Below are 14,121 nucleotides of genomic sequence, written 5' to 3'. Positions count from 1 at the left end.
AGCGAAATGAAATCTCTTCTTAAGACATCAAGCCTGGTTGTGCTTGCGGCTGCCGTATCGGGCTTTGCCACTGGTGCATCGGCACAGGAAGTTCTCAACGTTTATAACTGGTCGGATTATATCGGCGAGGAAACCGTTGCGAACTTCGAAAAGGAATACGGCGTCAAGGTCAACTATGACGTTTACGACAGCAACCAGTTGGTTGAAGCCAAGCTGCTGGCGGGTAATTCCGGCTATGACATCGTGGTGCCGACCCTTGCCGATGCCGAACGCCTGATCAAAGCCAAGCTGTTCCAGCCGATCGACAAATCCAAACTGTCGAACTATGGCAACCTGGATCCGGTGATCCTTGAACAGCAGGCAAAATACGACCCGGACAACACCTTTGCCGTGCCGTATTTCTGGGGCACCAACGGCTTTGGCTATAACGTTGCCAAAGTTCAGGAAGTTCTGGGTGATGATGCCCCGCTTGACAGCTGGGCGATGATCTTTGATCCGAAATATGCCGAAAAACTGTCGTCATGCGGCCTGTCGCTTCTGGATGATCCGGGCGAGATCGTACCGCTGGTGAACTTCTATCTTGGCAATGTGCCGGAAGACGAACCGACCACGGAATCGATCGAAAGCGCCTTTGAGCAGCTTGAGAAAATCCGTCCGCATGTGACCTATTTCCATAGCTCCCAGTACATCAACGACCTTGCAAACGGTAACGTTTGTATTTCTGTTGGCTGGTCGGGCGATGTCGGCATGGCGGCCCTTCGCGCAGAAGAAGCCGGCAACGGCAACGAGATCAAGTATGTCATTCCGAAGGAAGGCACCCTGATCTGGTTTGATGCGATGATGATCCCGGAAGATGCACCGAACCCGGATCTGGCGCACAAGTTCATTGACTATGTGCTGCGTGCCGATGTCGAAGCTGAAATCGCGAACTATGTTGCCTATGCAACCCCGAACCTTGCCGCGATGGAACTGGTTGACCCGTCCCTTCTGGAAGATCCGGGCATCTATCCGCCGCAGGAAGTAAAAGAACGCCTGCGTTCGAAAGTCGAGCCGGGTTCACGCCTGCTGCGTACCCGTACCCGCCTGTGGACGAAGCTTAAAACCGGTCAGTAAGTGATCGAAAACGATCCTGACGGATTGCGATCCCTGATCCTTGCGAAGGGCGCGACTTTGGTCGCGCCCTTTTGCTTTTCAGTCGTGCGCAACGATGCGGCCAGGCAGCAGGTGACTCGTGATCACGGCGCTTTGTTGGTTGCAGCCAGCCAGCTTCTGACAACCGGACCCTTTCGCAGAAATGCACATTTTCTGAACACCACATGCCGATTCCCTGCCAGTTTAGGTATCAAATGGCGATTGTTGTTCAAAATATCGCACACCCCTCTTTACAGATTGCAGAATTGCTTCATCCTGTTATCAGGAAGAACCGACCAATGGGCAGTGCAGCAACATGAAAAGATTGCGCACCAGGTCATCAGGGATTGACGTCTGATTGAAGCGGTTCATCTTGACATTGAAACAGGGGAGAATGCTGGTGTCAGAGGCGGTTTTGGAGCGCGTGCACGAGGATGTGCACAAGACGCAACCTTGGAACAATCCGGACGCGGTTCCCTATATCCGCTTTGAGAATGTGACCAAGAAATTCGGCGACTTCTATGCCGTCGATGATGTTTCCCTGGATATCTATCGCCACGAACTTTTCGCCCTTCTGGGCGGGTCCGGTTGCGGGAAAACGACGCTGTTGCGCATGCTGGCCGGGTTCGAAGAACCCACATCTGGCAAGATTTACATCGATGGTGTCGATATGGCCGGGGTCCCGGCCTATGAGCGCCCGACCAACATGATGTTTCAGTCCTATGCCCTGTTCCCGCATATGAGCGTTGAGCAGAATGTCGCGTTCGGGCTGGTGCAGGATGGCGTTTCGCGCAGCGAGATCAAGGAACTGGTCGCCGAAATGCTGGGTCTTGTGCAAATGAGCAAATTTGCCAAACGCAAACCCCATCAGCTTTCGGGTGGTCAGCGCCAGCGCGTTGCATTGGCACGGTCGCTGATTAAACGGCCAAAAGTGCTGTTGCTCGACGAACCGCTGGGCGCGCTTGACAAGAAACTGCGCGAACAGACCCAGTTCGAGCTGGTCAACATTCAGGAAAAGGTCGGCACCACCTTTGTCATGGTGACCCATGACCAGGAAGAAGCCATGACCATGGCATCGCGCATTGCCGTGATGAATGAAGGGGTGATCAACCAGACCGGCACCCCGTTCGAACTTTATGAATATCCCAACAGCCGCTATACCGCGAACTTCCTTGGCCAGGTCAACCTGATCGAAGGTGTTCTGGTTGATGACGATGAAAAATATGCCGTCATCAAATCGGATGAGGCCGGGTGCGAGATTTATATCGATCATGCTGTTCAGGGCCATGAAGGCATGACCTTCTGGGTGGCGTTGCGCCCCGAGCGGCTTCGCATCACCAAAGAAGCGCCCAAAGAAACCAAATACAATTGCGTATCAGGCAAGGTCGAAGAGATCGGCTATCTTGGCGGTATTTCGACCTATCACGTGCGCCTTGAAAGCGGCAAACGCATCAAGGTGACCGAACCGAATTCCACCCGCCAGATCGAGCCGCGCTATACGTGGGAAGACACTGTCTGGGTATCGTGGGAGGCCGGGGCTGCTTCGGTACTGAACAAATGAGCAGTGACAAGCAAGAGGGCAGCTTGACCCTCAAACAACGTTTTGATCGCTGGATGATCAAACATGGCCGGGTACTGGTGGTTGGTATCCCGTATTTCTGGCTGTTTTTGTTCTTCCTTGTGCCGTTCCTGATCGTTCTCAAGATCAGCTTTTCTGTCGCCGAATACGCACAGCCGCCCTATACGCCGCTGTTTGAATGGATCGATGAAGGCATCACGGTCACGCTCAATTTCGGGAACTACCTGTTCCTTCTATCTGACAGCCTGTATGTCACAGCCTACCTCAACTCGATCCGGATTGCCGCGATATCAACCGTCATCACGCTTCTGATCGGCTATCCGATGGCCTATGGGATTGCGCGCGCCCAAGGGTCGATGCGCAGTGTGTTGCTGATGCTTGTCATCCTGCCGTTCTGGACCAGTTTCCTGATCCGTGTATATGCCTGGATCGGGATCCTTGACCGTGAAGGGTTGATCAACGCGTTCCTTATGTGGACAGGCATCATTTCCGAACCGCTGATCATGCGTCAGACGGAATTCGCGGTCTATGTCGGGATTGTCTATACCTACCTGCCCTTCATGATCCTGCCGCTTTATTCCACGCTTGAAAAAATGGATGTCAGTCTGGTGGAAGCCGCCCTTGATCTGGGCTGCAAGCCCTGGCAGGCCTTTGCCAAGATTACCCTGCCGCTTTCCATGCCCGGTATTTTGGCAGGCTCACTTCTGGTGTTTATTCCGGCCGTGGGTGAATTCGTTATTCCAGAACTGCTCGGCGGTCCGAACACATTGATGATCGGTCGAACCCTTTGGAACGAGTTCTTTGCCAACCGTGACTGGCCGATTGCCTCAAGTGTTGCAATTGCGATGCTGCTGTTCCTTGTCGTGCCGATCATGTGGTTCCAGCATATCCAGACCAAGCAGGAGGAGGGCCAGCAATGAGCAGCAAACGTTCAACCTTCCTGATTTCGGCATTGGTGTTTGGCTTTGCCTTTCTGTATGTGCCGATCCTGCTTGTCATGATCTATTCCTTTAACGAAGGGAAGCTTGTGACCGTCTGGGCGGGCTTTTCGACCAAGTGGTATGTGTCGCTGTTTTCCAATGACGGCATGATTGATGCCGCCTGGAACAGCCTGCGTATCGGGGTGATGTCAGCAACGCTTGCCCTGGCACTTGGCACGCCGGCGGGACTTGTGATGTCACGCTTTGGCCGGTTCAAGGGACGCACGCTTTTTTCAGGCATGATTGCCGCCCCGCTGGTAATGCCAGAGGTTATTACCGGTCTGTCGCTTTTGCTGTTGTTTGTAACCCTTGAGCAAATGATTGGCTGGCCAGCCGGACGTGGACTTTCGACGATCACGATTGCGCATACGACCTTCTGCGCGGCCTATGTCGCGGTTGTCGTGCAGTCGCGCCTGTCGGGCATGGATACCTCGGTCGAGGAAGCGGCAATGGATCTGGGTGCTAAGCCTGCCAAGATCTTCTTTGTCATCACGCTTCCGATGATCCTGCCAGCGTTGCTGGCAGGGTGGCTGCTGTCCTTCACCCTGTCGCTGGATGATCTGGTGATTGCAAGCTTTGTCGCAGGGCCAGGATCGACCACACTGCCAATGAAGGTGTTTTCATCGGTCCGTCTGGGTGTCTCGCCGGAAATCAACGCACTGGCAACCCTGATCATTCTGGCGGTGTCGGTGATGATCGTGATTGCCAGCCTGATGATCCTGCGGTCCGAGCGAATGCGCAGCCGCGCCTCTGCCGGGGCGGACGCGCAACACTAAAGCCCTGCTTGGGGCGCCTGCTTCCTTTACGCAGACAACAAAAAAACAGCGCCGGAAAATCATCCGGCGCTGTTTTGTATTGGGCTTGTCGTGGCGTCGACTCAGCAGTTGCCTTCGGCCGCCTTGCGCATCATTTCGCGGCATTTCATGCCGGGTGCCGAAACCTGCCAGTACGAGACAACAGCCTCTTCGGCGGCTTCTTCGAAATCAATGATCAGGTTATTGAGCGCGTTCTGTTCCATCAGCTTGATGACGCGGTCAGGCAACTGCGACATCTGCCACAGACCCAGAACCAGCGCATAGGAAGAACGCATCAGCTTGCTGGCGGCATCCGGTGTGATTTCATAAAGCTCTGCCAGGGCATCAGCGGTACGTTTGACCATGGATGCCAGGAAGCGGCGCTGGTTGACGACCATTTCATCGTCCGAGCCGGATTCCAGAACACCTTGCGACAGTGATGCGAGATGCAGGAACTTGTCGTTCTTGACTAGATATTGCACGAATTGACGCGCCACACGGGTCGAATCCCGTTCTTCGGGCCGACGCAGCGCTTCCTGATCAATCACATCAAGATTGTTTTCAAACCACTCTTTTTGGAAGTGACGCAACACTTCAAGAAACAATGCTTCCTTGCTTGAAAAATAAAGGTAAAGCGTGCCCTTGGCCAAGTTCGCCTTGCGTGCCACCTCGGCCGCCGACGGCAGGGTTCCATCACCTTCGAGATAGAGCTTGCGGGCAGCTTCGAGAATATCAGCACGGCGTTTTAGTTTCTGCTCATGACTACGAGCGCGAACAAGATTGTCTTGTTCCATTTGATTAATTTCCCCCAACGTATTTTCCCCGGGCATATTATTGCATTTTAATTCACCTAAAAGTCAAACTGCAGGATTGGAATAACTGGACAAAATTCATGGAGCATTGAAAACGCATACATTTTTCTGACCAAATAGAGACCAATTTAGATGAATTCCGGTCACATACAATCAATCACCATAACGCATTCTGAACAAAACCACAAATATCGTACAGTTTTTTGTTCGAGTCGCATTCTGCCCCACCAGCCGGGATGATGACCAGGCGCCACTGGTCCGGCATCACTTCATGACATTCCATATCGTGAAATAACCGGGACCCGGCGGCAGATCACAGCTCAGACCGGCAGTTCGGTGGTGCGTTTGACTTCGCGGAGCGTGATGACGGTCTGCACACGTTCGACACCGGGAAGCTGGGTCAGGACTTCACTGTGGATGCGTTCATAGTCGGCGGTGTCGCTATAAACGACATGGACAAGATAGTCGCTTTGCCCGGCCAGCAAATAACATTCGACAACTTCGGGCACCTTTTGAATTTCGAGCTCGAAGGTTTCAAGGGCCTCGCGGGTTTGTCGGGTGATCGCGATATTGACAAAGGCATTGCCCGGCTTGCCGATCCGCGCGGGATTAAGAAGCATGGTGTAGTGATCAATGAAGCCCGCCTCTTCAAGAAGCCGTACACGGCGCAGGCAGGCAGAGGCCGACAGGTTCACCTTTTCAGCAAGTTCGGCATTGCTGATGCGACCGTCTTTCTGCAGCAAACGCAGAATCATCCGATCCCGTTCGTCCATCTCCATTCGCATAATCCTCCGACGTCATGGTGTTTCTGTTGAATTATATAGCAATGATATCATCAAAAGCCCCTTGAAATGAAGATTAATTGCCCAATTTTTAGGGTATCATTCAAGAATAATAACAAAAGAGGCGGCATCGTATTTCAACCGCCCGGGAAACTCCGGAAACGCCGGGGAGTTCCCCCGATTACCACCATTTTGTCGGGAGGAAACGACATGCTGATTGGTGTTCCAAAGGAAATCAAAAACCACGAATATCGTGTCGGACTGACGCCAAGCTCGGTCCGTGAACTGGTCGCGCATGGCCATAAGGTTCAGGTCGAAACCATGGCCGGTGCCGGTATCGGCTTTGCCGATAATGATTATGTCGCCGCCGGTGCGACGATTGCGGCCAGCGCATCCGATATCTTTGCCAGTGCAGAGATGATCATCAAGGTCAAGGAACCGCAGAAGGCCGAGTATGAGCAACTCCGCGAAGGCCAGTTGCTGTTTACCTATCTGCATCTGGCACCGGACCCGGATCAGACCGCCGGTCTGGTCAAATCCGGTGTCACCGCGATTGCCTATGAAACCGTCACCGACCGCGCAGGTGGCTTGCCATTGCTGGCACCGATGTCAGAAGTGGCTGGCCGCATGGCCCCGCAGGTCGGGGCAGCCGCCCTGCAAAAAGCCAATGGCGGACGGGGCATGTTACTTGGCGGCGTGCCGGGTGTTGCACCGGCCAAGGTCGTTGTGATTGGCGGCGGTGTGGTTGGTACTAATGCCGCGCGCATTGCCGCGGGCATGGGGGCGGATGTGATCATCCTTGATAAGAATGTTAAACGCCTGACCTATCTTGATGACCTGTATGGCCCGCGTATCAAGACGCAATACGCCACCATCGATGACACCGAGGCGCTTGTCCTTGAGGCCGACATGGTTGTTGGTGCCGTTCTTGTGCCCGGTGCGGCTGCACCAAAACTGATCAAGAAAGAGCAACTGTCACGCATGAAGCCGGGTTCGGTGATTGTTGATGTGGCGATTGATCAGGGCGGATGTTTTGAAACATCCAAGGCAACCACCCATGCCGATCCGACCTATATCGTCGATGATGTCGTGCATTATTGCGTGGCCAATATGCCCGGTGCGGTTGCGCGCACATCGACCTTTGCGTTGAACAACGCCACCCTGCCCTTCGCCCTGGCCCTTGCCGACAAGGGCTGGAAGAAGGCCTGTCAGGATGATCCGCATCTGGCGGCCGGGCTTAACGTCCATGCGGGCAAGATCACTTATAAGGCCGTGGCAGATGCACTTGGCTATGAGCACTTGCGGATCGAAAGCGCATTGGCCTGAACTGCCAAAACCCTATCATGAAAAAAGGGCGCCAAACGGCGCCCTTTTTATTTGGTTATCTTGCGACTGTCCGCAGATCAGAATTCGACCTGGGTGACGTCACGGACCGCACCCTGATCGGCACTGGTTGCCATGGCAGCATAGGCACGAAGGGCGGTTGAGACCTTTCGTTTACGCGGCTTGGCCGGACGCCATGCTTCGGGGCCCTTGGCTTCCATCGCCTGACGGCGGGCGGCCAGAACCGCATCATCGACCGCAATGCGGATCGAACGGTTCGGGATGTCGATTTCGATCATGTCACCCGGCTCGACCAGCGCGATGTCACCGCCAGCGGCTGCTTCGGGGGATACGTGACCGATCGACAGGCCCGACGTCCCGCCAGAGAAGCGGCCATCGGTAACCAGTGCGCAGGCCTTGCCCAGCCCCATCGATTTCAGATAGCTGGTCGGATACAGCATTTCCTGCATGCCCGGACCACCTTTCGGGCCTTCGTAGCGGATGACGACAACGTCGCCTTCCTTGACCTCGCCACCAAGAACCTTGGCAACGGCTTCGTCCTGGCTTTCGCAGATGACGGCCGGGCCGGTGAATTTCAGGATGCTTTCGTCGACACCACCGGTTTTGACCACGCAGCCATTGGCGGCCAAGTTGCCAAACAGAACGGCAAGACCGCCATCCTGACTATAGGCATGGGCGACATCACGGATGCAGCCTTCCTTTTCATCAAGATCCAGGTCATCCCAATAACGTTCCTGACTGAACGCGGTTTGGGTCGGAATCCCGCCCGGCATGGCGCGGAAGAACTTGTGTACCGCCTCGTTGGTGGTGCGTTTGATGTCCCACTTTTCGAGGGCGTCGGCCATGGTCTTGGAATGCACGGTCGAGACATCGGTATGCAGCAGGCCAGCACGATCGAGTTCGCCGAGAATACGCATGATGCCACCTGCACGATGGACGTCTTCCATATGGAACATGGGATGGTTCGGCGCGACCTTGGACAGATACGGGATCTTGCGCGACAGGCGATCCATATCGGTCATGGTGAAATCGACTTCGGCTTCCTTGGCGATCGCCAGCAAATGCAGAACCGTATTGGTCGACCCACCCATGGCGATATCAAGCGCCATTGCGTTTTCAAATGCTTTGAAGGTTGCGATACCGCGCGGGGTCGCGCCCTCGTCTTCTTCTTCGTAATAACGACGCGCCAACTTGACCGAGGTACGCGCCGCTTCAAGGAACAGTTCCTGACGCGCGGCGTGGGTTGCCAGCACAGAACCGTTGCCCGGAAGTGCCAGACCAAGCGCCTCGGCCAGACAGTTCATCGAGTTGGCGGTAAACATGCCAGAGCACGACCCGCAGGTCGGGCATGCAGAACGCTCAACGACTTTGACCTGTTCGTCGGAGATGTTCGGATCGGCGGCCTGCACCATGGCATCAACCAGATCAAGGTGATGTTCCTTGCCTTCGATGGTGACCTTGCCGGCCTCCATCGGACCACCAGATACAAACACGCACGGGACGTTAAGGCGCATTGCCGCCATCAACATGCCCGGGGTAATTTTATCGCAGTTGGAAATGCAGACCATCGCATCGGCACAATGGGCATTGACCATGTATTCGACGGAATCAGCAATGATTTCGCGCGACGGCAGGCTATAGAGCATGCCGTCATGGCCCATCGCGATGCCATCATCAACGGCAATGGTGTTGAATTCCTTGGCGACACCGCCGGATGCCTCGATCTCGCGTGCGACCATCTGACCAAGGTCTTTGAGGTGCACGTGACCGGGCACGAACTGGGTGAAGCTGTTGACGACCGCAATGATCGGCTTGTCGAAGTCTTCGTCTTTCATGCCAGTGGCGCGCCAAAGGCCGCGCGCACCAGCCATGTTGCGGCCATGTGTTGTTGTACGGGACCGATATTCCGGCATGGAAGGAACCTCTCTTTAAATCACTGGTGGCGTTTCTTTCGGGTACGGGGTCAGCATCCCCGATGCCCTTTGTATATAGGTGCGTTCTAGCACAGTATTCGCGCGCTTTGACAGTTTTTTGCCCGAAAATTTCGCCAAAATCCGTCATTCGGTACGATTGCTACACGCGCATCACTTTGCCCGCGAACTGCGAACGCGTTTTTGACAGCACTTTCTATCCTCAGAGTTTGCCTGAAAACGCCCATCCACCAGTGTCAGCGTGCAATTTTGTGAGCCAGTTCACAGGTTTTGCGACGATTGACCATGCGACCTATCCCAAATACCCGGAAAACTATTCCATTGAATAGGCGACCTCTAACCAAACAACACATATCGTATGGGGGATTATCGCCGCCAGGCGATTCTCCCACTCCCATTCTGACCCCGGACCCTCATACAGGTTCGGGGTTCTTTTTTATCTGCATTTCAGGCGTTAATCCGCGATCTGGTAACTGCATGCTTTAAAGGACGGGCTGAACCCTTTAATGTCAGGCAAGACTGCTTGGGCCGAGGCCCTTACCCAGACCATCAGGTGGAGATCCGCAACCCCATGTCCGACCAACTCAAGACACTGTTGCGTCGCGGACTGACTGCGCATGAGGGCAATCGCCCCGAAGAAGCCGAGAAAATCTATCGCGCGGCATTGGCCATGTCACCGGGCAATGCGGAGGCAGAGCATCTTCTTGCCACCCTTCTGACCGGCCTTGGCCGCCATGGCGAGGCGATTGAGCTTTTTGAAAACTGCCTGACGAGCTTTGCTGCCAACCCGGCAGTCCGTTGCAATTATGCGATTGCGCTGGAAAGTTCGGGTCAGATTGACAAGGCGATTGACCAGTTCAAGCAGGCACTGAGTTACCACGGGGATTTCCCCACCGCCCTTTATCACCTGGCACGGCTTGAAATTCCGCGCGGCCATTTGGGTCAGGCGATGGATCTTTTGGGACGGTTGTTGGGCCTGAAGCCAAATCATTATGAAGGATTGCTGCTTTTCGGGCAGACCTTGCATGATCTGGGGCAGGAAGAAGCCGCCCTTAAGTCACTTGAACATGCCGCCGAGGCCGCAGGCATTTCCCCCGAGATGATTTGCCGGGTGGGGTCGGCCTTCTTGCGTCTTGGTTATCCGGAACTGGCACAAAACCTTTATCAACGTGCGCTGAGCATCGATGCGAAATACGTTCCGGGCTTGCGCGGGCTGGGCCAGTCACTTGCCCATCAAGGGCAATATGCCAAGGCGATTGCGATTTTAAAGACCGCGCGCCGCCTGACCAAGGACACCGTTGAGATTGATCTGGTTCTGGCCGACATCACGCTGCGCTGTGGCGACCTTGATAGCACAATCAAGACACTTGATACCCTGATAGAGGCATCACCGGATAACGCCACGGCCGATGCGCTTTTGATCCGGGCGCGTGCGAAGCTTGGCACAACCGATGGGGCCACCCATAGCAAGGCCGCCAAGGTATGGGCCAAGCATCACATGCCGATTACCGCCAAGCCGGCCTTTGCCAATACCCGACAGTCGGACAAGCGGCTGCGCATCGGATGGTTATCACCGTTCTTTTGCAAGCATGCATCATCCAGCCTTTTGAGTGCACTTGCCCGCCATCTGAACCGGCATGAGATCGAGCTGTTCCTGTATTCCGCAACACCGCGGCCAGACGACGTCACACGGCAATGGCAGGTGATGGCGGATGGCTGGCGCGAAGTGTGCGGGCAGGATCCGATGCAGATTGCCGATCGCATTCGCAAGGACAAGGTCGATATCCTGATTGATGTCTGTGGCGTTCATCCGACCCAACCGATTGAGGTCTTTGCCCTGAAGGCCGCCCCGGTGCAAGCCAGCCTGTCTGCGATTACCACCGGCATGGCCGAAATGGATTACCTGATCGGGCACAAGGATGTGTTTGGCGGCGGACTTGCCGAAAACAAAATGTTTGCCGAGCGTCCCTATCCGCTAGCACTTGGCCCCTACCTTCCGGCGGAGCTTGATGATGCCTTGCCATTGGCACCGCTTCCGGCAGCCGTCGGCGAAGAGATCATCCGGTTTGGCTGCATTGATCGGTTGGCCAATATCAGCAATGAAACACTGAACTGCTTTGCGCGGATATTAAACAAGGTCAGCAACAGCCGCATCGCGATTCAGGATGACGTGCTTGAAGATTCCTATGCTGCCAAAACATTCCTTGATCGCACCCGGCAGGCCGGGATCAAGCGCGACCGGCTTGATCTGGCGGGCAAGGTAAAGCCCCAGGATCGACCAGCCCTTTATGCCCAGATCGATATCGGGCTGGCACCATTTCCTTCCATCAGCCTTGAAAACTATTACGAGATGCTGTGGTTTGGCATTCCGTTCGTGTCGCTGGCCGATGATCGGCCGGGATCGCGGCTTGGCCTTGCGGTTTTAAGCGATATCGGGCTGGGCGCGCTGTGTGCCGAAACCGAAAAGGGCTATGTCGACAAATGCATCATGCTGGCATCCGACCTTAAGGCGCTGGCCAGCATTCGCGAAAACATGCGCGATCGCATCCGGGGCAGCCGCGCCTTCCACGCACCTGCTGTCGCAGCCGAGTTCGAAGAAGCCTGTCGGGAGATCTGGCAGAACTTTTGTCTTGGCAACGGTTAGACACGGACGGCGTGAAACGCGCCCTATTGCCGCGTTGTCAGGATGTGATCGACCGCCATTGCCAGATCATCGGCAATATAATCGGCTTCCCGGGCTTCGGGCAAGATGGCTTCCTTTGCTCCGTGGCCGGTTCTGACCATGATGGCCTTTGTGCCCGCCGCATGTCCGGCACGGATATCGTTGATGCGATCACCAATCAGGACGCTTTCAGAGAGGTTGATGGCAAACTCGTCACTTGCAGCCAGAAGCATGCCGGGTTCGGGTTTGCGGCATGTGCTTTGGCGGCGATAATCGCCCTGCCCGCTTGGATGATAGGGCGAATAATAGATGCCCTGCACCGATGCCTTGTGATCAGAAAGCATTGAAACCAGTGCCTTGTGGATTTCAAAAAGCTGGTCTTCGGTGATATAGCCACGCGCGACACCGGACTGGTTGGTGACAACAATCACCGGAATGCCCGCATCATTGAGGCGTTTGATCGCCTCTGCCGTGCCGTTGATCAGTTTAAGATCGGCAACGTCTGACAGATAGTGGACTTCCTCGTTGATCACCCCATCCCGATCCAGAAAGACAGCCGGAACCGGATTGCGTTGATCGCGAAAGCGCGGCGCCGGATCAATCAGGTGACGCTTCACAGTTTCGTTCGAAGAACCGGTCATCAAGGGGCCTTTTGCATGGTCGGGTTTCGCCCACAATGGCGCAAACGCCTTCGGAAAAGCAAGACTTCACAAGCCTCAAACCTTTTTCCGGGGTGCGGAAAAGAAATTGGTATTACCATTATTCACTTGCAGAGCAACTGAAAGACGTGACAATTTCGCTTCAAGTCACGCGCCACGATAAAAAGATCTTCAAGGAATAACGTTCTATGTTTGCCGATATTTTTGCGATTTTGGCCCCGGTTTTCATCACCACCGGACTGGGATATTTCTGGGCCCGAGCTGGCAAACACTTTGACACCAACCTTGTCACATCCATCGTCACCTATTTCGCGACACCCTGTCTGACCTTTGCCGCCCTTGCGACGGTGGAGCTAGGCGGTGATACGCTGGTTTTGATGGGGACAGCCGCCCTTGCAGCCAATGTGATCTTTGCCCTGATCGGCTGGCCGGTGCTTAAGGTCTTTAACCTGTCACCGCGCACCTATCTGCAATCGCTGACCTGGCCGAATGTCGGCAATGTCGGCTTGCCGCTGTGTATGCTGGCTTATGGGCAGGAAGGCTTGGCGCTTTCGGTGGCGTTCTTTGCCGCCTATGTCGTGATCCAGCTGACCATCGGGGTTGCGTTCGTATCGGGCAGCTTTTCGATCAAGTCGCTGGCCAAGATGCCGATCATACCGGCAACCCTTATTGCCACGGGCTTCCTTGCCACCGAAACCGCGGTGCCTGAATGGCTTTACAACACCACCAACCTGATCGGGCAACTGACCATTCCGTTGATGCTGTTCACGCTTGGTGTGTCGCTTGCCAAGCTTCGCCCGGTCAGCCTTGCACGCAGCACGGCATTGAGTGTGCTGCGCCTTGGCATGGGTTTCGGGGTTGGCTTGGGCCTGTCGGAAGTCATGGGACTAACCGGCATGGAACGCGGGGTGGTGATCTTGCAATGTTCGATGCCGGTGGCCGTGTTCTGCTACCTGTTTGCGCAGCTTTATAACCGCGAGCCGGAAGAAGTTGCTGGCGTTGTCATCAGTTCAAGCTTCCTTGCCGCCATCGCCCTGCCCGCATTGCTTTGGTACGTGCTTTAGCCTTCGACCGCACAGAACAACTGATTACTTGATGATCAGGCGGTATTCGCCGCCGGTGCCATCATCCTTGTCGGCATAAAATCCGATGGCGCATTCAAAGCGACCCTTTTCAAGGTTTGGGTCGCCTTGCTCTGCCGCCTGTTCCATTATGTGATCGCGGCATGCCGCAAGATCGTCATAGGTGGCCTCGGATATCTTGACCCGGGTCGGTTGACTGATATCGGGGACATAGACCGCAGTCACATGTTCCCAAGGTGCGGCATCTTCGGGCCAGAAAAGATCGGCAACATGACGATGCGGGTTGCCGAAACTGACGACGGCCAGAACGGCGATCCCGCCAGCCAGAATCGCACGGCGCAGCATTCTTGTATTCATCGGTGTCC

General features: G+C 55.1%; 13 protein-coding genes. 8 read left to right on the top strand and 5 right to left on the bottom strand.

Going from position 1 to position 14,121, the window contains the following annotated elements; all coding sequences use genetic code 11:
- Positions 1-6: 6 nt before the first annotated feature.
- Genes AUQ41_RS06270 through AUQ41_RS06250 form a run of 5 tightly spaced genes read left to right on the top strand, consistent with a single transcriptional unit; the run spans position 7 to position 4,466 of the window.
- Positions 7-1,113 (top strand): polyamine ABC transporter substrate-binding protein, encoded by a 1,107-nt coding sequence (locus tag AUQ41_RS06270; RefSeq protein ID WP_063087204.1) that lies wholly within the window; start codon positions 7-9, stop codon positions 1,111-1,113.
- Positions 1,114-1,482, top strand: coding sequence for a hypothetical protein (locus AUQ41_RS06265; protein ID WP_063087203.1), 369 nt, complete (start codon positions 1,114-1,116; stop codon positions 1,480-1,482).
- Between the two features lie 43 nt (positions 1,483-1,525).
- Complete coding sequence (locus AUQ41_RS06260; protein ID WP_008891403.1) at positions 1,526-2,692, top strand: ABC transporter ATP-binding protein; 1,167 nt, start codon at positions 1,526-1,528, stop codon at positions 2,690-2,692.
- Complete coding sequence (locus tag AUQ41_RS06255; RefSeq protein WP_008891402.1) at positions 2,689-3,630, top strand: ABC transporter permease subunit; 942 nt, start codon at positions 2,689-2,691, stop codon at positions 3,628-3,630. The genes AUQ41_RS06260 and AUQ41_RS06255 overlap by 4 nt, the downstream gene beginning before the upstream one ends.
- Positions 3,627-4,466, top strand: coding sequence for an ABC transporter permease subunit (locus AUQ41_RS06250; RefSeq protein ID WP_008891401.1), 840 nt, complete (start codon positions 3,627-3,629; stop codon positions 4,464-4,466). Before AUQ41_RS06255 ends, AUQ41_RS06250 begins: the two co-directional genes overlap by 4 nt.
- A gap of 101 nt (positions 4,467-4,567) precedes the next feature.
- Here AUQ41_RS06250 and AUQ41_RS06245 read toward each other — a convergent pair whose 3' ends face one another.
- Positions 4,568-5,278, bottom strand: coding sequence for a TetR family transcriptional regulator (locus tag AUQ41_RS06245; protein ID WP_063087202.1), 711 nt, complete (start codon positions 5,276-5,278; stop codon positions 4,568-4,570).
- Between the two features lie 338 nt (positions 5,279-5,616).
- Positions 5,617-6,075 carry an Lrp/AsnC family transcriptional regulator gene (locus AUQ41_RS06240; RefSeq protein ID WP_008891399.1) on the bottom strand — a complete coding sequence of 153 codons (459 nt, stop codon included), beginning with the start codon at positions 6,073-6,075 and terminating at the stop codon, positions 5,617-5,619.
- Positions 6,076-6,288: 213 nt separating this feature from the next.
- Here AUQ41_RS06240 and ald point away from each other — a divergent pair, with 213 nt between their 5' ends.
- On the top strand, positions 6,289-7,404 hold the full coding sequence (gene ald / locus AUQ41_RS06235) for an alanine dehydrogenase (protein WP_063087201.1): 1,116 nt from the start codon (positions 6,289-6,291) through the stop codon (positions 7,402-7,404).
- Between the two features lie 77 nt (positions 7,405-7,481).
- Here ald and ilvD read toward each other — a convergent pair whose 3' ends face one another.
- On the bottom strand, positions 7,482-9,335 hold the full coding sequence (ilvD, locus tag AUQ41_RS06230) for a dihydroxy-acid dehydratase (RefSeq protein ID WP_008891397.1): 1,854 nt from the start codon (positions 9,333-9,335) through the stop codon (positions 7,482-7,484).
- Between the two features lie 589 nt (positions 9,336-9,924).
- Here ilvD and AUQ41_RS06225 point away from each other — a divergent pair.
- Complete coding sequence (locus AUQ41_RS06225; RefSeq protein WP_063087281.1) at positions 9,925-11,997, top strand: glycosyltransferase family 41 protein; 2,073 nt, start codon at positions 9,925-9,927, stop codon at positions 11,995-11,997.
- Positions 11,998-12,020: 23 nt separating this feature from the next.
- On the opposite strand, the gene AUQ41_RS06220 is transcribed toward AUQ41_RS06225, so the two are convergent.
- Entirely contained in the window at positions 12,021-12,656 is a 636-nt protein-coding gene (locus AUQ41_RS06220) for an HAD-IIIA family hydrolase (protein ID WP_063087200.1), read from the bottom strand.
- Between the two features lie 206 nt (positions 12,657-12,862).
- On the opposite strand from AUQ41_RS06220, the gene AUQ41_RS06215 reads away from it, so the two are divergent.
- Positions 12,863-13,738, top strand: coding sequence for an AEC family transporter (locus AUQ41_RS06215; protein ID WP_063087199.1), 876 nt, complete (start codon positions 12,863-12,865; stop codon positions 13,736-13,738).
- A 24-nt stretch (positions 13,739-13,762) separates the two neighbouring features.
- Here the strand turns inward: AUQ41_RS06215 and AUQ41_RS06210 are convergent, their stop codons facing one another.
- Positions 13,763-14,113: a hypothetical protein gene (locus AUQ41_RS06210; protein WP_143588707.1), complete on the bottom strand. Its 351-nt coding sequence runs from the start codon at positions 14,111-14,113 to the stop codon at positions 13,763-13,765.
- Between the last annotated feature and the right edge of the window lie 8 nt (positions 14,114-14,121).

The organism is Thalassospira sp. MCCC 1A02898, assembly GCF_001618185.1.
Lineage (GTDB): Bacteria > Pseudomonadota > Alphaproteobacteria > Rhodospirillales > Thalassospiraceae > Thalassospira > Thalassospira tepidiphila.
This window is presented reverse-complemented; position numbering and strand designations above follow the sequence as displayed.